23 protein-coding genes are annotated in these 21,448 nt (G+C 67.4%); 5 read left to right on the forward strand and 18 right to left on the reverse strand.

What is annotated here, in order from left to right:
* Positions 1–26: 26 nt before the first annotated feature.
* Positions 27–923 (reverse strand): UDP-3-O-acyl-N-acetylglucosamine deacetylase, encoded by an 897-nt coding sequence (gene lpxC / locus AC1RRV_RS03330; protein WP_492858158.1) that lies wholly within the window; start codon positions 921–923, stop codon positions 27–29.
* 285 nt (positions 924–1,208) lie between these two features.
* Here lpxC and AC1RRV_RS03335 point away from each other — a divergent pair, with 285 nt between their 5' ends.
* On the forward strand, positions 1,209–3,314 hold the full coding sequence (locus AC1RRV_RS03335) for a S9 family peptidase (RefSeq protein ID WP_492858159.1): 2,106 nt from the start codon (positions 1,209–1,211) through the stop codon (positions 3,312–3,314).
* A 49-nt stretch (positions 3,315–3,363) separates the two neighbouring features.
* Here AC1RRV_RS03335 and AC1RRV_RS03340 read toward each other — a convergent pair whose 3' ends face one another.
* The 6 genes from AC1RRV_RS03340 to yajC all read right to left on the reverse strand — a co-directional run bounded on the left by AC1RRV_RS03340 (position 3,364) and on the right by yajC (position 8,148).
* Entirely contained in the window at positions 3,364–4,077 is a 714-nt protein-coding gene (locus AC1RRV_RS03340) for a squalene/phytoene synthase family protein (protein WP_492858160.1), read from the reverse strand.
* Positions 4,078–4,164: 87 nt separating this feature from the next.
* Positions 4,165–4,779: a urate hydroxylase PuuD gene (locus AC1RRV_RS03345; protein ID WP_492858161.1), complete on the reverse strand. Its 615-nt coding sequence runs from the start codon at positions 4,777–4,779 to the stop codon at positions 4,165–4,167.
* Positions 4,780–4,876: 97 nt separating this feature from the next.
* Positions 4,877–5,230 carry an Mth938-like domain-containing protein gene (locus AC1RRV_RS03350; protein ID WP_492858162.1) on the reverse strand — a complete coding sequence of 118 codons (354 nt, stop codon included), beginning with the start codon at positions 5,228–5,230 and terminating at the stop codon, positions 4,877–4,879.
* A complete protein-coding gene (gene secF / locus AC1RRV_RS03355; RefSeq protein WP_492858163.1) occupies positions 5,230–6,177 on the reverse strand; it encodes a protein translocase subunit SecF in 948 nt (315 codons plus the stop codon). Before secF ends, AC1RRV_RS03350 begins: the two co-directional genes overlap by 1 nt.
* 11 nt (positions 6,178–6,188) lie before the next feature.
* Positions 6,189–7,784 carry a protein translocase subunit SecD gene (gene secD / locus AC1RRV_RS03360; protein ID WP_492858164.1) on the reverse strand — a complete coding sequence of 532 codons (1,596 nt, stop codon included), beginning with the start codon at positions 7,782–7,784 and terminating at the stop codon, positions 6,189–6,191.
* Between the two features lie 58 nt (positions 7,785–7,842).
* The gene (yajC, locus tag AC1RRV_RS03365) at positions 7,843–8,148 is read right to left on the reverse strand and encodes a preprotein translocase subunit YajC (protein WP_492858165.1); all 306 of its coding nucleotides are present in this window, start codon (positions 8,146–8,148) and stop codon (positions 7,843–7,845) included.
* 120 nt (positions 8,149–8,268) lie between these two features.
* On the opposite strand from yajC, the gene AC1RRV_RS03370 reads away from it, so the two are divergent.
* Both AC1RRV_RS03370 and AC1RRV_RS03375 read left to right on the forward strand, forming a co-directional pair.
* Positions 8,269–9,120 carry an ATP-binding protein gene (locus AC1RRV_RS03370; protein ID WP_492858166.1) on the forward strand — a complete coding sequence of 284 codons (852 nt, stop codon included), beginning with the start codon at positions 8,269–8,271 and terminating at the stop codon, positions 9,118–9,120.
* 3 nt (positions 9,121–9,123) lie between these two features.
* A complete protein-coding gene (locus AC1RRV_RS03375) occupies positions 9,124–9,600 on the forward strand; it encodes a GNAT family N-acetyltransferase (protein ID WP_492858167.1) in 477 nt (158 codons plus the stop codon).
* A gap of 88 nt (positions 9,601–9,688) precedes the next feature.
* Here AC1RRV_RS03375 and dipM read toward each other — a convergent pair whose 3' ends face one another.
* The 4 genes from dipM to serS all read right to left on the reverse strand — a co-directional run bounded on the left by dipM (position 9,689) and on the right by serS (position 14,468).
* Positions 9,689–11,611: a cell division endopeptidase DipM gene (gene dipM / locus AC1RRV_RS03380; protein WP_492858168.1), complete on the reverse strand. Its 1,923-nt coding sequence runs from the start codon at positions 11,609–11,611 to the stop codon at positions 9,689–9,691.
* A 93-nt stretch (positions 11,612–11,704) separates the two neighbouring features.
* Complete coding sequence (locus AC1RRV_RS03385) at positions 11,705–12,373, reverse strand: protein-L-isoaspartate(D-aspartate) O-methyltransferase (protein WP_492858169.1); 669 nt, start codon at positions 12,371–12,373, stop codon at positions 11,705–11,707.
* A complete protein-coding gene (gene surE, locus AC1RRV_RS03390; protein WP_492858170.1) occupies positions 12,370–13,176 on the reverse strand; it encodes a 5'/3'-nucleotidase SurE in 807 nt (268 codons plus the stop codon). The genes AC1RRV_RS03385 and surE overlap by 4 nt, the downstream gene beginning before the upstream one ends.
* Complete coding sequence (gene serS, locus AC1RRV_RS03395) at positions 13,173–14,468, reverse strand: serine--tRNA ligase (RefSeq protein WP_492858171.1); 1,296 nt, start codon at positions 14,466–14,468, stop codon at positions 13,173–13,175. The genes surE and serS overlap by 4 nt, the downstream gene beginning before the upstream one ends.
* Before the next feature lie 374 nt (positions 14,469–14,842).
* Here serS and AC1RRV_RS03400 point away from each other — a divergent pair, with 374 nt between their 5' ends.
* Positions 14,843–15,310: a hypothetical protein gene (locus AC1RRV_RS03400; protein ID WP_492858172.1), complete on the forward strand. Its 468-nt coding sequence runs from the start codon at positions 14,843–14,845 to the stop codon at positions 15,308–15,310.
* 266 nt (positions 15,311–15,576) lie between these two features.
* Here AC1RRV_RS03400 and tatC read toward each other — a convergent pair whose 3' ends face one another.
* From tatC to AC1RRV_RS03415, 3 genes are all read right to left on the reverse strand, one after another.
* Positions 15,577–16,485, reverse strand: coding sequence for a twin-arginine translocase subunit TatC (gene tatC, locus AC1RRV_RS03405; RefSeq protein WP_492858173.1), 909 nt, complete (start codon positions 16,483–16,485; stop codon positions 15,577–15,579).
* Entirely contained in the window at positions 16,482–17,087 is a 606-nt protein-coding gene (gene tatB, locus AC1RRV_RS03410) for a Sec-independent protein translocase protein TatB (RefSeq protein ID WP_492858174.1), read from the reverse strand. Before tatB ends, tatC begins: the two co-directional genes overlap by 4 nt.
* 86 nt (positions 17,088–17,173) lie before the next feature.
* Positions 17,174–17,398, reverse strand: coding sequence for a twin-arginine translocase TatA/TatE family subunit (locus AC1RRV_RS03415; RefSeq protein WP_492858175.1), 225 nt, complete (start codon positions 17,396–17,398; stop codon positions 17,174–17,176).
* Positions 17,399–17,677: 279 nt separating this feature from the next.
* Here AC1RRV_RS03415 and AC1RRV_RS03420 point away from each other — a divergent pair, with 279 nt between their 5' ends.
* Positions 17,678–17,992 (forward strand): hypothetical protein, encoded by a 315-nt coding sequence (locus AC1RRV_RS03420; protein ID WP_492858176.1) that lies wholly within the window; start codon positions 17,678–17,680, stop codon positions 17,990–17,992.
* On the opposite strand, the gene scpB is transcribed toward AC1RRV_RS03420, so the two are convergent.
* From scpB to ftsN, 4 genes are read right to left on the reverse strand one after another with little or no spacing between them, the layout of a single operon-like run.
* Positions 17,989–18,666 carry an SMC-Scp complex subunit ScpB gene (gene scpB / locus AC1RRV_RS03425; RefSeq protein WP_492858177.1) on the reverse strand — a complete coding sequence of 226 codons (678 nt, stop codon included), beginning with the start codon at positions 18,664–18,666 and terminating at the stop codon, positions 17,989–17,991. The two genes, AC1RRV_RS03420 and scpB, sit on opposite strands and share 4 nt — an antisense overlap.
* Positions 18,663–19,487, reverse strand: coding sequence for a segregation and condensation protein A (locus tag AC1RRV_RS03430; RefSeq protein WP_492858178.1), 825 nt, complete (start codon positions 19,485–19,487; stop codon positions 18,663–18,665). Before AC1RRV_RS03430 ends, scpB begins: the two co-directional genes overlap by 4 nt.
* The gene (nagZ, locus tag AC1RRV_RS03435; RefSeq protein ID WP_492858179.1) at positions 19,484–20,521 is read right to left on the reverse strand and encodes a beta-N-acetylhexosaminidase; all 1,038 of its coding nucleotides are present in this window, start codon (positions 20,519–20,521) and stop codon (positions 19,484–19,486) included. The genes AC1RRV_RS03430 and nagZ overlap by 4 nt, the downstream gene beginning before the upstream one ends.
* The gene (gene ftsN / locus AC1RRV_RS03440) at positions 20,518–21,321 is read right to left on the reverse strand and encodes a cell division protein FtsN (protein WP_492858180.1); all 804 of its coding nucleotides are present in this window, start codon (positions 21,319–21,321) and stop codon (positions 20,518–20,520) included. The genes nagZ and ftsN overlap by 4 nt, the downstream gene beginning before the upstream one ends.
* Positions 21,322–21,448: the final 127 nt, after the last annotated feature.

A 21,448-nucleotide genomic window follows, 5' to 3' on the forward strand; every position in this document is an offset into this window, starting at 1 on the left:
CCAAGTCCGAGCTTAGGAGCTTCCCCTTAGACCGCTTCGGCCAGTTCCGGCGCGAGAGCGCGCAGGCGCCAGGCGCGCGGCTGGGACAGCAACGCCCGAACCACGGCGTTATTGAGGCCATGACCGGCCAGAACGCCTTCGAAGCGGCCGACGATCGCCTTGCCCAGCACATAGAGATCGCCGATGGCGTCCAGCGCCTTGTGGCGAACGAATTCGTCCGGACGGCGCAGGCCTTCCGGGTTCAGGACACGGTCGCCGTCGATGACCACGGCGTTTTCCATCGAACCGCCGCGGGCCAGACCGATGGCGCGCAGGGCTTCGACGTCGCGAACGAAGCCGAAGGTGCGGCAGTCGGAGAGTTCCGAACGGAACGATTCTTCGTCGATGGTCAGGTCGACGGACTGGCGGCCGATGGCCTTGCTGCCGAACTCGATCTCGAAGGCGACCTCGAAGCGATCCGACGGCAGCAGGCTGGCGCGCTTGTCGCCCTCCTCCACCGTGATCGGCGACAGGATCTCGATGTATTGGCGGACGGCTTCCTGCTTGCGGCGGCCGGCGCGGTCCAGGATCTGGACGAAGGGCTCGGACGAGCCGTCCATGATCGGCACTTCCGGGCCGTCCAGCTCGACGATGCAATTGTCGATCGAGAGGGCCGCCAGGGCCGCCATCAGGTGCTCGATTGTCGAGACGCGCACGTCGTCGCCATTGTTGATCACCGTACCCAGCTGGGTCTGGCAAACGGAGGCGACGGTGACGGGGACGCGGTTGTCACGGTCATGCACATCGGTCCGCACAAAGACGATCCCCGCGTCGGGAGCGGCCGGACGCACGGCGACGCGCACGTGCGCGCCCGTGTGCAGGCCAATCCCCGCGAAGATCACCGGTCCTGCGACCGTGTGCTGAAAATAACCCGAAGCCGACACTAGAGACCCTTACAGTTTGACGGACAGCTCTACGGCCGCCCTTTCGCCCCAACGTAGCATGTAGGAGTGATGCTGCGTCGCGGCAAAGCAAAGTCTGTTTCGGATTGTTACCGTCTAAGCGACTGACTTTATTTCACTTTTATTACACAGGCGCATACGGAGAAACAGAACGCCGATCGGCGATCCGTGCTCGGGAATCTCAGGCCGGCCGCACTAGTCGGGGCCAAAAAGCGGGACTAGGCTCCGCCCGCCAAAGGGATAACTGTTTCCGGGAAATAGGGTTTCATGATCAAGAGTTTGCGCCTCGCCGCCTCCGTCGTCGCCCTCGTCGCCGCCACGGCCGGAGCCGCCGCCGCGCAGGCGCCCCAAGCCCCGCCGGCCAAGACCGACATCTTCACCGCCAAGGACATGGCCAGCCTCGACCGCCTGAGCGATCCCCGCGTTTCGCCGGATGGCCGCTACGTCCTCTACTCGGTCCGGACCCTGGACTATCCGGCCAACAAGGCCGCGATGTCGCTATGGATCGCCGATCTGAAGACCAAGATGGCCCCGCGCAGGCTGAAGATCTCCGATGGCGGCGCCGCGAGCGGCCGCTGGAGCGGCGATGGCAAGGCGATCTATTTCAGCTCCAGCCGCGCGGGCGGGACCGAGCAGGTGTTCCGCACCGACGCGGCGGGCGAAACCGCCACCCAGGTGACTTCGGCCCCGTTCGATGTCCAGGCCTACAAGGTGGCGCCGGACGGCAAGACCATCGTCGTCGCCCTGGCCGTGTTCCCCGACTGCGCGGACTTCGCCTGCACCGAGGCCAAGCTGGCGGCCAAGACGGCGACCAAGGCCACGGGCGTGGTCTATGACCGCCTGTTCGTGCGCCACTGGGACACCTGGAACGACGGGACCAAGAATCACCTGTTCGCCTGGACCCTGGACGCCAACGGCGTGGCGGCCGGCCAGCCGATCGACCTGATGAAGGGCTTCGATGGCGACACCCCCACCAAGCCCTATGGCGGGGACGAGGACTTCGCCATCTCGCCGGACAGCAAGTTCGTCGCCTTCTCGGCCAAGGTCGCCGGCAAGGACGAGTCCTGGACCACCAACTACGACATCTGGGGCGCGCCCCTCGACGGGTCGGAGAAGCTGCAAAACCTGACGGCCGCCAACAAGGCCTGGGACACCGCCCCGGTGTTCTCGCCCGACGGCAAATGGGCCGCCTATCGCGCCATGAAGCGCCCCGGCTTCGAGGCCGACCGCTTCGGGATCATCCTGCACGACGAAGCCACCGGCCAGGAGCGCGAATTGGCCCCGACCTGGGACCGCTCGGCCGACGCCATCGCCTGGAGCCGTGACGGCAAGACGATCTACGCAACCGCCCTGGACGTCGGCCAGGGCAAGCTGTTCGCCATCGACGTCAAGACGGGCAAGGTCACGGCCCTGACCGGCGACGGCCACGTCACCGCCTTCGATGTGGGCCCCGGCGGTATCGTCTACGCCTCCGACTCGCTGAAGAGCCCGTCGGAGCTGTTCATGACGGCGCCCAAGGGGCCGCCGATCAAGATCGCCAGCGTCAGCGGCGAGGCCCTGAAGGACGTCGCCTGGGGCGAGCCCGAACAGTTCGCCTTCAAGGGCTGGAACGACGAAGAGGTCCACGGCTTCGTCGTGAAGCCGGCCAATTTCGATCCGGCCAAGAAGTACCCCGTCGCCTTCCTGATCCACGGCGGCCCGCAAGGCTCGTTCAGCAACGCCTGGTCCTATCGCTGGAACCCGCAGGTCTACGCCAACGCCGGCTACGCCGTGGTCATGGTCGATTTCCATGGCTCGACCGGCTACGGCCAGGCCTTCACCGACGCGATCAGCCAGCACTGGGGCGACCGCCCCCTGGAGGACCTGCAGAAGGGCTGGACCGCCGCCCTGGGCAAGTACGCCTTCCTCGACGGCGACCGCGCCTGCGCGCTCGGCGCCTCGTACGGCGGCTACATGATCAACTGGATCGCCGGCAACTGGAACGAGCCCTGGAAGTGCCTCGTCGACCACGACGGCGTCTTCGACACCCGGAGCATGGGCTATTCGACCGAGGAGCTGTGGTTCACCGAGTGGGAAAACGGTGGGACGCCTTCGCAGCCGGGCGCGACCTACGAGACCTTCAACCCGGTCCTCCACGTCGACAAGTGGACCAAGCCGCAATTGGTCATCCAGGGCCAGCTCGACTACCGCATCCCCGTGGAACAGGGCCTCTCGGCCTTCACCGCCCTGCAGCGCAAGGGCGTGCCCAGCAAGTTCCTGTACTTCCCCAACGAGAACCACTGGGTGCTGAAGGCCCAGAACTCGGTGCAGTGGCACAAGGAAGTGCTGGACTGGCTGGACCAGTGGACGGGGAACAAGCGACCGGGAAAGTGACCGCCGCGGGTGATCATCCCGGCTCTCGAGCCGGGACCTGGTGAAAAGTCTAGAGACGGCCCGTCGCCACCGCGAAGGTGAGGCGGGCCTTCTTTTCGAGATCGCCCATCTGGCGTCCCGCCGCGAAGGGCTTGGCCAGGGCCGCAGTCGCCACGGCCGGGAAGGCCGCCACCGGCAGCGCGCCCACCTCGCCCTGGGCCGCCTTGAGCTGCGCCTCGACCCGGCGCGCGACGTCGTCCTGCGTCCAGTCGGTCGGCAGGCGTGAGCGCCCCGCCTGCCCCAGCCGCCAGAGCCCCGCCAGGCCATAGGCTCGCGCCGCGCCCTTCACGGCATGGGGATCGGCCGAAGGATCCAACCGCCGCGCCGCCAGCACCGCCAGCGCGCCGGCGGTGGCGTCGACATAGACCAGCACCGCCGCCTCGTCCTTCAGAGGCCCCTCGTCGAGATCGGCGAACCGGGCTTCGGCCAGCACCGCCAGAGCGTTGGGGTCGAATCTCGACGCGGCCAGGGCCTCGACATTGGGATGCTTGCGCGAGGCCTTGCCGGCGGCGATCTCTTCCATCGCCTCGCGCCACCAGGTGATGCGGATCTCGCCCATCAGGGCGTTGGAGACACCGCCCGCCACCCGGGCCAGCTCGTAGTTCATGGCGTAGAGCGCGATCACATCGGCCCGCGCGGCGCCGTCGCCGATGAACCGCGTGGCCAGCCAGCGATCGGGATCGACGCGGCGGACGAGATCGTCGAGGGTTTCGGTGTCGGCCATGTTCCGGAGCGATAAGGGACTCAAACGAAAAGGGCCCGCCGGCGGATTCGCGGCGGGCCCTCCCCTTACAGCATTTCTCGGCGGTGTTTAGCCGAAGATGGTCTGGTTCATCGCCATGGTCGCCAGCATCGGCAGGCTGAGCAGGGTGTTGGTGCGCGAGAACAGCATGGCCGTCTTCGCCGCCTTGGCCTTGGCGTCGGCGTCGGCCTCGACCATGCCCAGGGCGATCTTCTGGTTTGGCCAGATGAAGACCCAGACGTTGAAGAACATCACCGTGCCCAGCCACATGCCGGTGCCGATGAAGGTGAAGCTCATGTCGACGCCCGGCGTATAGCCGCCGGCCAGGCCCAGGGTCGCCGCTTCCACCAGATAGCCGCGGCTGAAGGCCAGGATCACGCCCATGACCCAGGTGAACAGCGCCGCCCAGCGGAACCAGAACAGGGCTTCAGGCGCGATATACTTGCTGACCGCCGGCTTCAGCTCGGCCGGGATCTGCGGCATCACGCGGATTTGGACGAAATTGAAATAGTACAGCAGCCCGATCCACAGGATGCCGAACAGCACGTGCAGCCAGCGGAAGACGGCTTGCAGGAACACTTCGCCGTGGCCCTGGGGACCGTGCGAATAGCCAATGACGATCACCAGCGCCAGCACGAAGCTGACGATGATGGTGTTGCGGAAGTTGGAAAGCAGTCCAGACATCGGTTTCCCCCTCGGATCCCCTTAGAATTGCGTGGGACCATAGGACGGTTCGAGGGAGTCGGCAAAGTCGGGAGAACGACGGTCCTTCCGGGCCGCGTCAGACGGCGATCAGGGCCGCCGCCAGCCGGCGTCCCTCGCTGGCCAGGACGTTGTAGGTCCGGGCGGCCGCTTCGGTGCTCATGAACTCCAGGCCCACGCCCGCCGTCTTCAGCGCGTCGCGGACGGCGCGCGGCGGCAGGGCGTTGACAAGGCCCGTGCCCAGCAGAACGAACTCCACGGTCCCGACGGCCGCGAACACCTCGGCGAAGGATTCGGGCGTCAGGTCGGCCAGGGCGGTCACGGCCCAGTCGCGTGGCTGATCATCGATGATCAGCAGCGAACCGGGCCGCCAGTCTCCGGAAACCCGAAAGCCGCCGCCGCCCCAGGCGTCGATGGACGGCGGTTGCCGCATCAGGGCCGCGAGGCCGCGCCGAGCTTGATCGGCGTGGCTTCCTCGTCGCCGCGCCGCACGCCCCAGACCAGGATCAGCGGCAGGGCGATATAGATCGACGAGTAGGTGCCGATGATGATCCCGAAGACCATCGTGAACACCAGCGGGAACAGGACTGGGCCGCCGAAGATCATCGTGCCGCCCAGGGCCAGCAGGGCCGTGGTGCCGGTGATGATCGTCCGCGACAGACGCTCGTTTTCCGACAGGTCGATGATGTCGCGCAGCGGGGTCGTCTTGTACTTGCGCAGGTTCTCTTTCAGACGGTCGAAGGTGATGACCTTCTCGTTCATCGAATAGCCGATGACCGTCAGCAGGGCCGCGATCTCGGTCATCGAGAACTCGATTTTCATGAACGACAGCAGGCCCAGGGTCAGGACGATGTCGTGGATCACGGCCACGACCGCGCCAGTGCCGTACGACAGGCCGAAGCGGAACCAGATGTAGCCCAGGGTCAGCAGCAGGGCCACGCCGAGGGCCTTGAACCCCGACATCAGCAGCTCGCCCGACACCTTGGCGCCGACTTCCGAACGGCTGACGACCTTCAGGTCTGGGAAGCGCTTTACCAGCTCGGTCTCGACGTGCTTGGAGGCGGCAGTCGCGGCCTCGCCTTCGGCGGGCCGGAACTTGACCATCGCCGAGTTCGGCGAACCGAAGCCCTGCACCTGGGCGTCATGCGCCCCGATCTGGTTCATGGCCGCGCGCAGCGCCTCCTGCGGGACCGGCCGCGACATGGCGATTTCCAGGGCGTTGCCGCCCTTGAAGTCGATGCCGAGATTCAGGCCTTGCAGGAACAGCAGGGCGATCGAAGCGACGATCAGGACGGCCGAGAAGACGGCCGCGACGGGAGCCCAGCGCACGAACCGATAGTGGGTCGAACGCGGGATGTAGCGAATGAGGGGCCAACGCATGGTCGGGTCTCCTATGCGATCGGCAGCTTCTTCGGCTTGGTGGTCTTGAACCACCAGCCGATGAGCACTTGGGTGATGAAGATGGCGGTGAACAGCGACGTGAACACGCCGATCACCAGCGTCCAGGCGAAGCCCTTCACCGGGCCCGAGCCGAAGCCGAACATGATCAGGCCCGAGATCAGGCTGGTGATGTTGGCGTCCAGGATCGAGGTCAGGGCCAGTCTGTAGCCGTGGTCGGCCGCGGCCATGGGCGTGCGCCCGGCGTTGGCCTCGTCGCGCATGCGCTCGTAGATCAGCACGTTGGCGTCGACGGCGACGGCCAGGGTCAGGATCAGGCCGGCGATGCCCGGGAAGGTCAGCGTGGCTTGAGTCATCGACATGATGCCGATGATCAGCAGTACGTTGACCACCAGGGCGACGGCCGCGAAGCCGCCGAACAGGCCGTAGGCCAGGATCACGAACACGAACATGGCGGCCGCGCCGATGGCCAGCGAGATGGAGCCGGCCTTGACGGCGTCGGCGCCGAGCTCGGCGGTCACGGTGCGCTGGTCCTCGATGTTCAGCGGCGCCGGCAGGGCGCCCGAGCGCAACAGGAGCGCCAATTCGTTGGCGCTCTGGGCCGTGAAGCTGCCGGTGATGATGCCGCTGCCGCCCGTGATCGGATCGTTGATCACCGGGGCCGAAAGCACTCTCTTGTCGAGGACGATGGCGAACTTCTTGCCGCGATTGCGGGTGGTGACCTCACCGAACTTCTTGGCGCCCGAGCCATTGAAGGCGAAGGCCACGGCCGGCTGGCCGTTCTGGTCGAAGCTTTGCGAGGCGTTGGTCAGCTCTTCACCCGAAACCACCGCGCGCTTCTTGACCACGTAGACCGGCGAGAAGCGGTCGCCGGGCAGCACTTCCGAGCCGGGCGGAATGCGGCCCGCCTGAATGTCCTCCGGCGTGACCGTCTCGTCGACCATCTGGAAGGTCAGCTTGGCGGTCTTGCCGACGATGTCACGCAGCTTTTGCGGATCGCTCTCGCCGGGCGCCTGGATCATGATCCGGTTTTCGCCCTGGCGATTGATCGAGGGCTCCTTGGTGCCCAGGCTGTCGATGCGGCGACGGATGGTCTCGATCGACTGGTCCACGGCCTTGACCGCGTCGGCGCGGATGGCTTCCGGCACGAAGGTGACTTCGATGCGCTGGTCGCCCTTGGCCGAAATCGCCACGTCCTTGCCGCCGATCACGCCGGCCAGCGGCGCGCCGAGGTTCTTGCGCAGCAGGTTCAGAGCGTCGTTGTAGCGGCTCGCGTCCGCGATACGCACGCTGATGATCTCGCCCTGCTGGGTCAGCTCGCCGAACTGGATCTGCTCGTTGCGCAGTTGGGTGCGGGTGTCCTCCACCATGTTCGACAGACGCTCGCGATGCAGGGCGTCGGTGTCGACTTCATAGAGCAGGTAGGAGCCGCCTTGCAGGTCAAGGCCGAGATTCAGCTTCTGGTGCGGCAGCCAGCCAGGCATGGCGTCCAACGTCTTCTGAGGAAGGACGTTGGGCAGGGAGAACAGGATGCCGAAGATCACCGACAGGGTGACGGCGATGATCTTCCAGCGGGAGAGTGTCAGCATGGATCGGGACTTTTCAGGCGGCGCCGCGACGGGCGCCTCGCAGGGGTTCGGATTCGCCTTAGTTCTTGGCGTCGTTGGCCGCGGCCGGTTCGCCCTTGGCGCGGACCTCGGTGATCATGCCCTTCATGACCTTCACCGTGACGCCTTGAGCGATCTCGACGCCCACTTCCTTGTCCTCGACGCGGACGATCTTGCCCAGCACGCCCGAGGACAGGACGACATTGTCGCCGCGCTTGATGTTGGCGAGCATGGTCTGGTGCTCCTTCGCGCGCTTCTGCTGCGGGCGGATGAGCATGAAATAGAACAGCACGACCATCAGCAGGATGGGCGCGAGTTGCACGAGTTGGGCAGGCAAACCGGACATAAAGAGCTCCAAGGAAATCGGTAAGGCGCGCCGCCTGACATAGGGTCGCGCCAAGTCGGCGGAAGCTATGCGTTCGCCTTCCCTTTTGCAATGCGACCGCACAAGGGTATGGAACGCGCCATGACCGACGCGCCCTTCCCCCTGCTCGCCCCCCAGCTGACGCGCATCGCCGAAGCCTTGGAGCGCCTGGCCCCGCCACCGCCCGCCGAGCCCGATTTCGGCGCCGCGCGCCTCTTCCGGCATGAGCCGAAGGACGGCGCGTTCGTGCCCGCCCCCGACTATCCGCTGTCGCTGGACCTGCTGGTCGGAATCGACCGCCAGAAGGCGCGCTTCGTCGAGAACCTGCGCCGCTTCGCCGTCGGTCTGCCCAGCAACCACGTGCTGCTATGGGGCGTGCGCGGCACGGGCAAGAGCTCGGTGACCAAGGCCGCCTTCGTCACCCTGGCCGACGAATATCCCGCGCTGAAGCTGGTCGAGGTCGATCGTGACGAGGTCACGGCCCTGCCCCCGCTGTTCGACCTGCTACGTACGCGTTCGGAGCGCTTCGTCGTGCTGTGCGACGATCTCTCGTTCGAGGACGGCGCGGCGGCGGGCAAGGCCCTGAAGTCGGCGCTGGAGGGCGGCGTCTCGGGTCCGCCCGAAAACGTGCTGTTCGTGGCCACCTCGAACCGTCGCCACCTGATGCCGCGCGACCACGTCGAGCGCCAGGGCGCCATCGCCGCCGCCGAGAACGCGGAAGAAGAGATGAGCGTCTCCGACCGCTTTGGCCTGTGGATCGGCTTCCCGCCGATGGACCAGGACACCTATCTCAACGCCATCCGCAGCTACGCCGAGACATTCAACCTCTCGGCGCCCGACCTCGACCGCCGCGCCCTGCAGTGGTCGCAGCAGCGCGGCGGCCGTTCGGGCCGGGTGGCCTGGCAGTTCGTTCGCGACCTCGCCGGCGAACTGGGCGTGAAGCTGCCGAGCTGAGCCATGAAAGACGCCGCCCAAGCCTTCCGCATCGTCCCCGGGGACTTTGACAACCCCAAGGTCGCCGCGCTCCTGGCCGGCCACTTCGCCGCCATGCGATCGACCGCTCCGGTGGAGAGCTGTCACGTCATGCCGATCGACGCGATGCGGGACGCCGATCTCGACTTCTTCGCCGTCTGGGACGGTGAGGCGTTGGCCGGCGTCGGCGCCGTGAAGCGGCTCGACGGCGGACACGGCGAGATCAAGTCGATGCACACGGCGGCCGCTTACCGGCGGCGCGGCGTCGGACAGGTGACCCTGGACCACCTGATCGCCCATGCCGTCGCCATCGGCCTGTCACGCCTGAGTCTCGAAACCGGCGCTGGCGACTTCTTCGTCCCCGCCCGCGCCCTCTATGCCCGGAACGGCTTTGCCACATGCGAGCCGTTCGGGTCCTACAAGCCCGATCCCAACAGCGTCTTCATGACCCGAGTCCTCTGAAGCGGCTCGCCGACGCTGGCCTCGACGCCAAAGAAAACGCCCCGCCTCTCTCGAAGCGGGTCGCTCTGTTTCTTGTTCAGAGAAAGCCTTAGCGCGGCAGCACCAGGCTCGGATCGACCGGCTTGGCCTTGTCCTTGACGGTGGGGGCGAAGCGCATCTCGAAGTGCAGCTTGGGCTCATTGGTCCCGCCCGTGGCGCCGACCGCGCCCAGCTGGTCGCCCTGGCGGACGTCCTGCTGCATCTTCACGGCGATGCTGGAGAGGTGGGCGTAGGCGGTGACCCAGCCGTCGGCGTGCCTGATCAGGACCAGGTTTCCAAAGTCCGGAACCTGGTTGCCGGCATAGGCCACCTTGCCGTCGCCAGCGGACAGGACAGGCGTGCCTTGCGGCGCGCGAATATCCAGCCCGTCGTTGCGCTGGCCCGTCCCCTTCACGCCGAAGCTCGAAATGACCTCGCCGCGCAGCGGCCAGGCGAATTTGCCCTTGCCCGAGGCGATGATCTCGGCCTCGGTCGGCGCGGCGCTGCTCTCGATGATCGGACGCGAGCTGGGCGGCGGCGTGACCGGCTGGGCGGCGATCGGGGCGCTGGGGCGCGAATAGCTGGGCTGATACGGGATCGGATTGGACGGCGTCGACGGCGCGGGCGCCGAGGTCGACGGACGGGCGGCGCCCGGCGTCGGGGTCGGCGTCTCGACCTTGGCGTAGGTGTTCGACGGCTGGGCCGGCTCGGGCCGGGTCACCGTCGTCGTGGTCCGGATCGGGCCCTTGTCCCTGTAGCCGTCGGGCAGCTGGATCTTCTGGCCCTTCTTCACCGCCGCGCTGGTCCGCAGGTTGTTCTCGGCCGCCAGCGTCTTGACGCTGACGTTGAAGCGCTTGGCGATGGCGGTCAGGGTGTCGCCGCTCTGGGCGACATAGGCCTTGGCCGTGGTCGCGGGCCCTTTGACCTTCTGGCCCAGGCGCAGGGTCTTGCTGGCGCTGAGCTTGTTGTCGTCGGCGAGATCGCTGACGCTCATGTCGAACTTGCGGGCGATCGAGCTGAGGGTGTCGCCCGACTTGACTGTATGGACCAGACGCGGCCCCTGCACGGTCACGACCGAACCGGTGACGCTGAGCGAGGTGGTGCTGGTGGTGGTCGTCTCCACCGGCTCCGAGCCGATGGGCGGCAGGGCCGGACGCGAGGACGTCGAGGTCGAGGGACGCGAGGGCGTGGTCGTCGCCGGACGGGTCGGCGCGGGCTCCGCTTCACTGGCCTGCACGCCAGGCGCGCCTGGGATCACCTGGGTGGTCTTGATCGGGCCCTTGTCCTTGAAGCCCTCCGGCAGGAGCAGCTTCTGGCCCTTCTTGATGGCCGCGCCCGTCTTCAGGTCGTTCTCCTCGGCGAGCGCCGCCGCGGTGACGTTGAAGCGCTTGGCGATGGCGAACATCGTGTCGCCCGTCTGGACGGAATAGGCCTTTTGCGTCCCAGCCGGGCCCTTGATCTTCTGGCCCAGCTTCAGGGCGTAGGGCGCCTTCAGGTCGTTGATCTCGGCCAGTTCGGCCCGGGTCGTACCCATGCCGCGCGCGATGGCGTCCAGGACGTCGCCGGACTTCACGACGCGCACCTGCGGCTTTCCGGCGACCTCGACCACCGGACCGGTGACGGTGGTGGTGACGACGGTCTTCGTCGGCGCCGGACGCGGCGGCGGGGCCGAGACCGGTCGCGCCGCCGGCGGCGGGGCGGACATCGACACGGGGGCCGGAGCCGGCTGTTCCGCTTGAGTCATCGGCGCCAGGGGCTGACTCTGGATCGGCGTCGGCTTGGGCAGGGTTTCGCTCTCGCCCCGAGCGGTCTGGACCGTCTCCGGCTGAGCCACGGGCGGCGCGGGTTCCGGCTGGGTCGCGGGCTGGGTGATCGGGAAGTTCGGCGTGAAGCGCTGGCCGGCCAAGCCTTCAAGCGGCGCGGCATTCGCACCGGCGCCGAGCGTTCCAGCCGTCAGGGCGACCAGCGCCGCTTGCGTCCACAACTGCCTCATAGCCTCTCCTTTCCCGTCGGGGCTCCCAGAGGGCTCCGCCAGGGTAAACCAACCTTTAACATCGAAGAGCACGAACGCCGCGCCCCCCAACCTTCACTGATCCTTGGCCACGCCGGCCAGCAGCGGCACGAAGCGCACGTCGCAAAGGATCTCGACCCGGAAGCCCCCCTTGCCGTCGCCGGCATAGCGGCGAAGGCTCTGTACAGGCCCCTTCCCCACCGGCGCGACCAGCACGCCATTGGGTTTCAGCTGCGAAAGCAGCCGCTTGGGATCATCTTCAGCGGCAGCCGTGACCATAATGCGGTCGAACGGCGCCTGTTCGGCCCAACCTTCGCCGCCATCGCCGAACTTGGTGATGACATTGGTCAGGCCCAGCTTGTGGAAGCGGCTCTCGGCCTCCTTCATCAGGGTTCGATAGCGCTCGATCGTATAGACGAGGCGCGAGACCTTGCTGAGGATCGTCGTCTGGTAGCCCGAGCCCGTGCCGATCTCCAGCACGCGCGAGCGCGGCTCGACCGTCAGGGCCTGGGTCATCAGGCCGACGATATAGGGCTGGCTGATGGTCTGGCCGCAGGCGATCGGCAGGGCCGAGTCCTCCCACGAGCGGTCCTTGAACAGGTCCGGCGTGAACAGGTCGCGCGGCGTGGTCTCGATAGCTTTCAGCACCTGGGGATCGGTGACCCCCTGGTCGCGCAGGGCCTGCATCAGGCGCGGCAGGTCGGCCTTGGCGTTCTCGGCGGCCTTGGTCGTCCGTCCGCTCATGCGGTTCCCCCGAGGGGCTTGGGAGTCTTGGGCGGAACGCCGCCCAGCACACCCTTCAACGCATGAACCGTCTCGTTGTGCGTCAGGTCGATATGCAGCGGCGTGACCGAGATGCGGCCTTCGTAGACCGCGCGCAGGTCGGTGCCCTCGACGGGGTTCGACGCCTTGGCCGAGAAGCCCATCCAGTAGTAGTCGCGGCCGCGCAGGTCGGTGCGCTTGTCCATATGGCGCAGCAAGCCGTCGCGGAAGCCCTGGCGGGTCACCTCCACCGCCGACACCTGCTCTGGCGGCAGCGCCGGGAAGTTGACATTCATCACCACGTCGGCGGGCCAGCCCACCTCCAGCAGGCGCTGGACGATGCCGGGACCGAAGTGTTCGGCCGTCTCCCAGTGGGCGACGACCTCGTCGTGGAACCAGGTCATGGCCTGGGACAGGGCGATCGACGGGATGCCGTGGACCATACCCTCGATCGCGCCGGCGACCGTACCCGACAGGGTGACGTCCTCGGCCAGGTTCTGGCCGCGATTGACGCCCGACAGCACCAGGTCCGGCGCGGGGCCCTCGATCAATTGCTGCACGGCCATCATCACGCAGTCGGTCGGCGTGCCCTCGACGGCGAAGCGGCGGTCATCCAGGCGGCGCACGCGGATCGGGTCCGACAGGGTCAGCGCCCGGCTGGCCCCCGACTGTTCGTACTCGGGCGCGCAGATCCAGACGTCGTCGGTCAGGGCGCGGGCGATCTTTTCTAGGCTCGCCAGGCCCGGCGCGTGAATGCCGTCATCGTTGGTGAGGAGAAGCCTCACGCAGCGCCCCCGATGTGGGTCAGGCCGCCCATATAGGGCTGCAGGACGGCCGGGATCGCGATGCGGCCGGCTTCGTCCTGATAGTTTTCCATCACGGCCACCAGGGTGCGGCCGACGGCCAGGCCCGAGCCGTTCAGGGTATGGACGAAGTGGCCGCCCTTCTCGCCGGTCTTGCGGAAGCGGGCGTCCATGCGGCGCGCCTGGAAGTCGCCGCAGTTCGAGCACGAGCTGATCTCGCGATACATGCCCTGCGACGGCAGCCAGACTTCGAGGTCGTAGGTCTTCTTCGCGCCGAAGCCCATGTCGCCGGTGCACAGCAGCATGGTGCGGAAGGGCAGTTCCAGCTTCTTCAGCACGGTCTCGGCGCATTCGACCATGCGCTGGTGTTCGGCCTCGGACTGGTCGGGCGTGGTGATCGAGACCAGCTCGACCTTGTAGAACTGGTGCTGGCGGATCATGCCGCGCGTGTCGCGGCCAGCCGAACCGGCCTCGGCGCGGAACGACGGCGTCAGGGCCGTCAGGCGCATCGGCAGCTCTTCCTCGGCCAGGATCTGCTCGCGGACGATGTTGGTGAGGGAGACTTCGGCGGTGGGGATCAGCCAGCGGTCATCGTGGGTATGGAACAGGTCGTCGGCGAACTTCGGCAGTTGGCCGGTGCCGAACAGGGCCTCATCGCGCACCAGCAGCGGCGGGCTGACCTCGGTGTAGCCGTGCTCGACCGTCTGCAGGTCCAGCATGAATTGGCCGATGGCGCGCTCGAGGCGGGCGATCTCCTTCTTCAGCACCACGAAGCGCGCGCCGCTCATGCGGGCGGCGGCCTCGAAGTCCATGCCGCCGAGGGCCGCGCCCAGGTCGACGTGGTCCTTGGGCGCGTTCAGGCGGCCGGCGGGCAGCTTGCTCGCGTCGCCCCAGTGGCGCTCCTCGACATTGCCGCCCTCGTCCTCGCCCGCCGGAACTTCCGGGGCCGGGATATTGGGCAGGCTGGCCAGGAGGTCCTTCAGCTTGCCGCCGACCAAAGCCTCCTCTTCCGAGGCGGCGGCCATGACGCCTTTCAAGGACTCGACCTCGGCCATCAGGCGCGAGGCTTCGGCCTCGTCCTTCTTGGCCTTGGCCTGGCCGATCAGCTTGGAGCTCTCGTTGCGCTTGGCTTGCGCTTCCTGCAGGGCGGTCTGGGCGGCGCGCAGCTGGGCGTCCAGCTTGACCGCCTCGGCGGCCGCGCCCGAACGACCCTTGGCCGACCATTGACGGTCGAACGCTTCGGGATTGTCGCGGATGGCCTTGATGTCGTGCATCGAACGAAAGCTCGGTAGAGGCGTTGGGGAAACGCCCTCTCTAAGGCGCGTCGGCGGGGGCGCCAAGCTTTCCGGACCGCCTGCCCGCCTCTCCACGGCTTCGTGATCCGCCCCGACCGCCGCCGCGATCAGGCCGTGTTGCGCGAAATCCCGGAAATCGGAAACATGCGACCGCATGACGCGGGCTTCAAAAGTGGTTCATTCCCCACTTTTCGCCGTTGAAAGCACGAACAAGCCAACTGTTAACGGAAATTAGTCGCACTTGCACACCAGAGCTTAATCCCGAACGCGGAAAAGCCCGCCTCAATTCCAGTGCGTTTTTTCTTCCCACGGCCCTCCCCGGCCCGCTCGATCATTCAAGGATTTCGAAGACCATGAAGACGTTCGCCGCTTTCGCCGCCCTCGCCATCGCCGCCGCCGCCATCGCCGCTCCGGCCGCCGCCAAGACCACCAACGAAGTTCGCGTCTCGATCACGGGCAAGAACTCGGTCCAGATCCAAAACGAGATCAAGGCCGCGGCCAACACGGTCTGCGCCGGCTCCTCGAAGCTGGCCGCCCAAGAGTGCATCGACAACGCCCTGATGAGCGCCAACCGCCAGCTGGCCTCGATCGTCCGCGTCCGTGACGCCGGCAAGACCCCGGCCACCGAAACCGTCTCGGTCGTCCGCATCTCGCTGAAGGGCAAGACCCGCGACCAGATCCACTCGGAAATCCGCGTCGCCGCCGCCACGGTCTGCAAGGCCCAGCCGCGCTTCAGCGTCGTGACCTATCAAGCCTGCGTCAGCGACACGGTTCGCGCCGCCAAGGCCCAGCTGCAAGCCCGCGTGGGCGCCGCCGCCTAATAAGGCCGGCTACAAGAGTCACTCGCGTATCTGAGTGGGAACAGGGCTCCGCGGCACAGTCGCGGGGCCCTTTTTCGTTTTGGGCGATCTTACAGGCGCCGCAAGTAACCTTCGTCGTTCCCGCCCTTGTGGCGGGACCCCCTCTATGGGCCGCAGGTGCAGTAGTGGCGAACCGCTGACGGTTCGCTTGCGTCTCACATGTCAGCTGAACCAGGGGTTCCCGCCACAAGGGCGGGAATGACGGAAGCTGATATTTTGGAGACGCCTTAAACCGCCACGATATCCGTGCCGGCCTCGGCTTCGTCTTCCTTCTTGCGGCGGCGTTCGATCAGCCACACGCACCAGATCGAAATCTCGTAGAGCAGGCACAGCGGCACCGCGAGGGTGATCTGGCTGATCGGATCCGGCGGGGTGACGATGGCGGCCACGACGAAGACGGCGACGATCGCGTAGCGACGACCGGCCCGCAGCATCCCCGAATTCACCAGACCCGCCAGGCCGGCCAGCGACAGCACCACCGGCAGCTGGAAGCTGAGGCCGAAGGCCAGCAGCAGGGTGGTGACCAGGGTCAGATATTCCGAGACCCGCGTCTGCAGCACGACCTTCACGCCCTCGCCCACCATCTGCTGGGACAGCGAGAACCACAGCACGAACGGCAGCATGATGAAGTAGACCAGCGACGCGCCCATCAGGAACAGGACGGGCGAGGCGATCAGGAACGGCAGGAACGCGTTGCGCTCCTTCTTGTACAGACCCGGGGCGACGAAGCGGTAAAGCTGCCAGGCGATGATCGGGAAGGCGACGATGATCGCCCCGAACGCCGACAGCTTGATGTTGGTGAAGAACTGTTCCAGCGGCGCGGTGGCCTGCAGGGTGATGTCGGCCAGGGCCCCGGCCGGCAGCTTCTTGATGCCGACCAAGGCCAGCAGCAGGTCGAACTGACCATGATGCCCGCCCGCTTCCTGCATGGTCTTCAGCCCTTCCGCGACGGTGAAGGGGCGGACCAGGAACAGGAAGATCGGCCTGACGAAGGCGAAGCAGACGCCGAACGCCACCGCGATGGCGCCGACGCAGATGATCAGGCGCAAGCGTAGCTCGATCAGGTGATCCAGCAGGGGCGCGCGCGAGGATTCGATCTCCTCGTCGGGGTCGTATCCGATGGCCTTGTCGTTCACGAGACGATGTCCGAAGCGGTCGAGCCGCCGGCCTTGGCCACCCGCTTGCGGGGCGCGCGAGCGGCCTTGGGGGCTTCGACGGTGATGTCCTTCGTGGCCGGCGCGCGCTTGCGCGGGGCCTTGGCCGGTTCGACGATGGTGGGCTCGGCCACGGCGACGGCCTTCTTGCGCGAGGCGCGCTTGGGCTTCTCGATGATCTCGACGCCCGGCTGCGGCGGCAGGATCGAGTTGTCGGTGGTCAGGGCCGGATTGTGGATCTGGCCGCCCGCATAGGGGTGCATCTGGGTCGCGCCGCTGGACAGCGAAGCGTCGATATCGGCGAAGACCTGGTCGGCCCCGACGTCGCTGGCGTCGGCCGCCGCCTGCAGCGGATTGGCGAATTGGCCTGAGCGCATGGCCTGGACCTCGCGGCGCAGCTCATCCAGCTCGGACTGGCGAGCCATCTCGTCGAAGCTGGCTCGGAACTCGGACGCCATGCCGCGCATGCGCCCGACGAACTGGCCGAGCTTGCGCAGCAGAACGGGCAGATCCTTGGGACCGACCACGATCAGAGCGACGGCGGCGATGACAAGAAGTTCTGTGCCGCCGATATCAGGTAGCATGGACGCGCCCTAGAGCGGCGGAGCTCAGGCTCCCCGCGAGATTGGATCGTCGCGCGCGGAGAACCCTCCCCGCGCGCCTCAAAGCCTTACGACTTGCGAAGCTCTTCGGCTTCCGACTCGGTGCGCGGCAGCGCGCCCTTGGTCTTGTTGTCGGCGACTTCAGTGCTGGTGTCGTCCTTCAGGCCTTCCTTGAAAGCCTTAATGCCCTTGGCCGCGTCACCCATGATGCCCGACAGCTTGCCGCGACCGCCAAACAGCAGCAGCACCACGACCGCGACGATGATCCAGTGGATCGGACCGAAACTTCCCATAACGGAGACTCCTTGCGACAGCGCCCTGTAGCCGCTGCGACGCGTCGTTACAACATGCCGAAGAATATAGGCGCTCGCGGGGCCGGCGACCATCGTTCGACCGCAGGCCGACGGTCGCCGGGCCGCCGCCAGGCTGTTGGGCAAGTTCTGCTCGGCGAAGTTGACCGCCCGACCGCGCCTCGCTCAAGCCCTTGCGCCCTAAGGGATTGCAAAGCCTAGCTTTCCATCTCTGGCACACGTCTTGCCAAGATGTCGCACCCACAGTGCGGGAGCGCGTCCATGTCGATTTCCTCCATCGGTTCTTCCTTCGCCGTCACCGGCCCCTATCAGGGCCTGAGCGCCAGCGCTTCCGGGCCGTCCAGCGTGGACACCGCCCGCGAAGAGTTCATGAAGTTCCAGGCCATGACGCCCGCCCAGAAGATGCGGGCCATGATGCTGGCCAAGCTGGGCGTCACCGAGGAACAGCTGAAGGCGATGACGCCGGAAGAGCGGCAGAAGGTCGAGCAGAAGCTCAAGGACATGATCAAGCAGCAGGTCCAGGGCGATCCCGAGAAAAAGGGTCAGAAGGGCCTGGTGGCCGATATCCTGGCCTAAGGTTCGGTCTTCTCCGGTTCCCCCAGGAAGTCCTGAGCGAATTCCGGCGTTTCGCCATCCTCGAGATCCAGCGGATCCTCGTCGTCGCCGCCCGGGCGCAGGCCCAGCGGATCGGGCACGTTGAAGCCCGGCGGCAGATTCATCTCCAGCAAGCCCGCGGCCTTCATCTCGGCGATGCCCGGCAGGTCGCCCAGGTTGGCCAGCCCATAGTGCTCGAGGAAGGCGTCGGTCGTCCCGAAGGTCACCGGCCGGCCGGGCGTGCGCCGCCGCCCCCGCATGCGGATCAGGCCCAACTCCAGCAGGACGTCGATCGTGCCCCGGCTGGCCTGGACCCCACGCACCGCCTCGATCTCGGCCCGGGTCACCGGCTGGTGGTAGGCGACGATGGCCAGGGTCTCCTGGGCGGCCTTGGACAGGCGACGCGGCTCCTCGCGCTCCTCGGTCATCAGGAACGACAGGTCGTTGGCCGTCTGGAAGCGCCAGCGGCCGGCCACGCAGACCAGTTCGATCCCCCGCCCGTCGTAGCGCGCCCGCAGGCCCGCGATCCCGGCGGCGATGTCCGCGCCCTCGGGCAGGCGCTTGGCCAGGTCGACATCGCTGAGCGGCTCGGCCGCCGCGAACAGCAGGGCCTCGATGCAGCGCTCGACGAAGAGCGGTTCAAGCGCGATGGTCATTCGGTGATTTCCAACGGCTCGGCCCGCGTCCGCAAGTAGATGTCGGCGAAGGCTTCCATTTGGCGCGCTTCCAGCACGCCCTCCTTCACCAGCTCCAGCGAGGCCGACAGGGTCGAGGCCAGGTACGAGGCCGGCGAGGGCCCGTCATCCTCTTCCAGCACCCGCTCGATCGGGGCGACGGTGGTGAGGACCGTCCAGTGCTCCATCTTCGGCAGCAGGCTGCGCAGGCGGTCGCGGGCGTCCTCCAGCGGATAGGCCGTCGGTGGGCGCGGCGCGTAGTGGCGGCTGTGCTCGCGTTTGCGCTGGGTGATGTAGGCGCTCATCAGGCCGTAGAGGTCGCCTTCCAGCCGGGTCGAGGAGACGATCTTCACCGCCTCGGGATCGCCGCGCATGAAGACGTCGCGCTTGAGGATCGGGCGTTCCTTCAAGGCCTCGACGGCCTTGCGCATCACGTCCAGCTTGGCCAGGCGGAAGGCCAGTTGGGCGGCCATCTCCTCGGCCGGAGGCTCCTCGGCCTTGGCGCGCTCGGGCTTGGGCAGCAGCAGGCGGGACTTGAGGTAGGCCAGCCAGGCGGCCATCACCAGATAGTCGGCCGCCAAGGCGAAGCGTACGCGGCGGGCCTGCTGCACGAAGGCCAGGTACTGCTCGGCCAGACGGGTGATCGACAGCTGCAGCAGGTCGACCTTCTGGCTGCGGGCCAGGGCCAGGAGGACGTGCAGCGGGCCCTCGTAGCCGTCGATGTCGATGACGAGCGCCGCGCCGTCTTCGGCCGCTTCATCGGCGGCCGCGAAGTCAAAGGTGGGCTGGAAGCCCGTGCTCAAGCGTACTTTCCGTCAAACGCCGCGTCGAAACGGGCGCGGGCTTCGGCGACATCGAAGGGCTCGGGAACCTTGACCAGGCGGCCCATGACGGCCTGGGCCCGGCGGCGGGCTTCCTTGGACATCTTGCCGACGCCCGACATCACGGCCTTCATCTCGGCCATGTCGCCGTTGCAGTGCAGGACGACGTCGCAGCCGGCCGACAGGCTGTCCTTGGCGCGCTGCTTGAAGTCGCCCGACAGCGCCTTCATCGACAGGTCGTCGCTCATCAGAAGTCCGTCGAAGCCGATGGATTCGCGGATGATCTTCTTGATGGCCTTCTTCGAGGTGGTGGCCGGGTTCTTGCGGTCGATGGCCGTGTAGACGACGTGGGCGGTCATCGCCATCGGCATGTCGGACAGCACCCGGAACGGCGCGAAGTCGCGGATCTCGAGCTCCAGAAGCTTGGCCTTGACCACCGGCAGCTCCAGGTGGCTGTCGGCCATGGCGCGGCCGTGGCCGGGGATGTGCTTGATGATCGGCAGCACGCCGCCGGCCAGAAGGCCCTCGGCCGCCGCGCGCCCCAGGGTCGCCACCTGCTCGGGCGTGTCGCCATAGGCGCGGTCGCCGATGATCTCGTGGCCCTTGGGGTCGGGCACGTCCAGCACCGGCACGCAGTCGACATTGATCCCGATCGAACGCAGGTCATGAGCCATCAGGCGCGCGCCCAGGCGGGTGACCTCGCGGGCGACCAGCGGATCGTTGGCGACCAGCTGTCCGTAGGCGCGTCCCGGAGGATAGATCCGCCAGTGCGGCGGCTGCAGGCGGGCGACGCGGCCGCCCTCCTGATCGATCAGGATCGGGGCGTCCTCTCGCCCGACCGTGGCGCGCAGGGCGGCGGTCAGCGCCCTCACCTGCTCCGGGTCGGCGATGTTGCGCTTGAACAGGATGAAGCCCCAGGGCTTCACGTCCTTGAAGAAATCCACTTCCTCACGCGAAAGCGTGGTCCCGGCGCAGCCGAGGATGGCGGCCGACGCGGCGCCCGACAGCAGGCTCATTTGACGAAGCAGGACTTGCCGGACGCCGAGATGGCTTCGCAGAAAGCCTTGGCGGCCTCACGGCTGGGGAAACCCGTCACCGAGGTGCGATAGAGCGTCGTGCCGTTCTTATCCACGGCCTCGACCTTCTTGCCCTTGCCCGAGGCCAGGCCCGGGGCCAGGCGGACAGCGTCGGACCAGGCCTTGTCGGCCAAAGCCGGCGAGGACAGGGCGCCGATCTGCACCGAGGCGGGGCCCGAGGCCGTGGCGGCGGGCTTGGGCGCGGCGGTCGTCGAGACCGGCGCGGCGGCGATCGGCTTAGGCGGGGTGGCCTGGGCGACCTGGACCGGCTTCGGCGCGGCCTTGGGCGTGGCCGCGGCGGTGGCCAGGGACTCGATGGTCGGCGCGGGCGCGGCCGGCTTGGCGGCCGGCAGGGCGGCGCTCTGGACCGGGGCGCTCGCCGCCGGCGTGGTCGGACGCGTCTGCGGGGTCTCCGGCGGCGCGGCGAAGGTCGCCGACGGCTGCGGGTCCTCGTTGTGATAGATCTGCAGGCCCGAGGCCGGATCCTTCGGCTGGCTGCCGGCCGTCGGCGCGGTCTTCATCTGCGCGACTTCGGCGCCGACCGTCTGCGGCGGCTCGTTGGGGCCCCGGATGCCGCCGCGATAGATCATGACCACGGCCACGGTGAGCGTCACCAGCACCACGGCGCTGATGATCAGGGTCATGGGCAGCGGGCGGGCGCCCCGCACGGGCTGACGCGCGTCGAACGACAACGGCGCGTCGGTAGGCGGCGTATAGGCCCCGCGGTGCGGATCGGACATCTGAGACAGGCTCCAAATACTCGGTGCGCCAAAATAGAGGCGCGCGGATCGAACGCCTCGAATCAGACGCGCGCGCCCCTAGGTTACCCAACGGCGGCGCGTCTCAGAAGCGTCCGCCCCGCTCTGG

The sequence above is a fragment of the Caulobacter sp. GW821-FHT11E10 genome (genome assembly GCF_058808375.1).

What these genes read in the sequence shown, in the direction of transcription:
- ftsN (WP_492858180.1), bottom strand. Translation starts at nt 21,321, where the DNA reads ATGTCCGATCCGCACCGCGGGGCCTATACGCCGCCTACCGACGCGCCG.
- serS (WP_492858171.1), bottom strand. Translation starts at nt 14,468, where the DNA reads ATGCACGACATCAAGGCCATCCGCGACAATCCCGAAGCGTTCGACCGT.
- AC1RRV_RS03335 (WP_492858159.1), top strand. Translation starts at nt 1,209, where the DNA reads ATGATCAAGAGTTTGCGCCTCGCCGCCTCCGTCGTCGCCCTCGTCGCC.
- AC1RRV_RS03400 (WP_492858172.1), top strand. Translation starts at nt 14,843, where the DNA reads ATGAAGACGTTCGCCGCTTTCGCCGCCCTCGCCATCGCCGCCGCCGCC.
- secF (WP_492858163.1), bottom strand. Translation starts at nt 6,177, where the DNA reads ATGCGTTGGCCCCTCATTCGCTACATCCCGCGTTCGACCCACTATCGG.
- AC1RRV_RS03375 (WP_492858167.1), top strand. Translation starts at nt 9,124, where the DNA reads ATGAAAGACGCCGCCCAAGCCTTCCGCATCGTCCCCGGGGACTTTGAC.
- AC1RRV_RS03385 (WP_492858169.1), bottom strand. Translation starts at nt 12,373, where the DNA reads ATGAGCGGACGGACGACCAAGGCCGCCGAGAACGCCAAGGCCGACCTG.
- AC1RRV_RS03415 (WP_492858175.1), bottom strand. Translation starts at nt 17,398, where the DNA reads ATGGGAAGTTTCGGTCCGATCCACTGGATCATCGTCGCGGTCGTGGTG.
- AC1RRV_RS03370 (WP_492858166.1), top strand. Translation starts at nt 8,269, where the DNA reads ATGACCGACGCGCCCTTCCCCCTGCTCGCCCCCCAGCTGACGCGCATC.
- nagZ (WP_492858179.1), bottom strand. Translation starts at nt 20,521, where the DNA reads ATGAGCCTGCTGTCGGGCGCCGCGTCGGCCGCCATCCTCGGCTGCGCC.
- AC1RRV_RS03420 (WP_492858176.1), top strand. Translation starts at nt 17,678, where the DNA reads ATGTCGATTTCCTCCATCGGTTCTTCCTTCGCCGTCACCGGCCCCTAT.
- AC1RRV_RS03350 (WP_492858162.1), bottom strand. Translation starts at nt 5,230, where the DNA reads ATGCGGCAACCGCCGTCCATCGACGCCTGGGGCGGCGGCGGCTTTCGG.
- AC1RRV_RS03345 (WP_492858161.1), bottom strand. Translation starts at nt 4,779, where the DNA reads ATGTCTGGACTGCTTTCCAACTTCCGCAACACCATCATCGTCAGCTTC.
- AC1RRV_RS03340 (WP_492858160.1), bottom strand. Translation starts at nt 4,077, where the DNA reads ATGGCCGACACCGAAACCCTCGACGATCTCGTCCGCCGCGTCGATCCC.
- secD (WP_492858164.1), bottom strand. Translation starts at nt 7,784, where the DNA reads ATGCTGACACTCTCCCGCTGGAAGATCATCGCCGTCACCCTGTCGGTG.
- scpB (WP_492858177.1), bottom strand. Translation starts at nt 18,666, where the DNA reads ATGACCATCGCGCTTGAACCGCTCTTCGTCGAGCGCTGCATCGAGGCC.
- yajC (WP_492858165.1), bottom strand. Translation starts at nt 8,148, where the DNA reads ATGTCCGGTTTGCCTGCCCAACTCGTGCAACTCGCGCCCATCCTGCTG.
- tatB (WP_492858174.1), bottom strand. Translation starts at nt 17,087, where the DNA reads ATGCTACCTGATATCGGCGGCACAGAACTTCTTGTCATCGCCGCCGTC.
- dipM (WP_492858168.1), bottom strand. Translation starts at nt 11,611, where the DNA reads ATGAGGCAGTTGTGGACGCAAGCGGCGCTGGTCGCCCTGACGGCTGGA.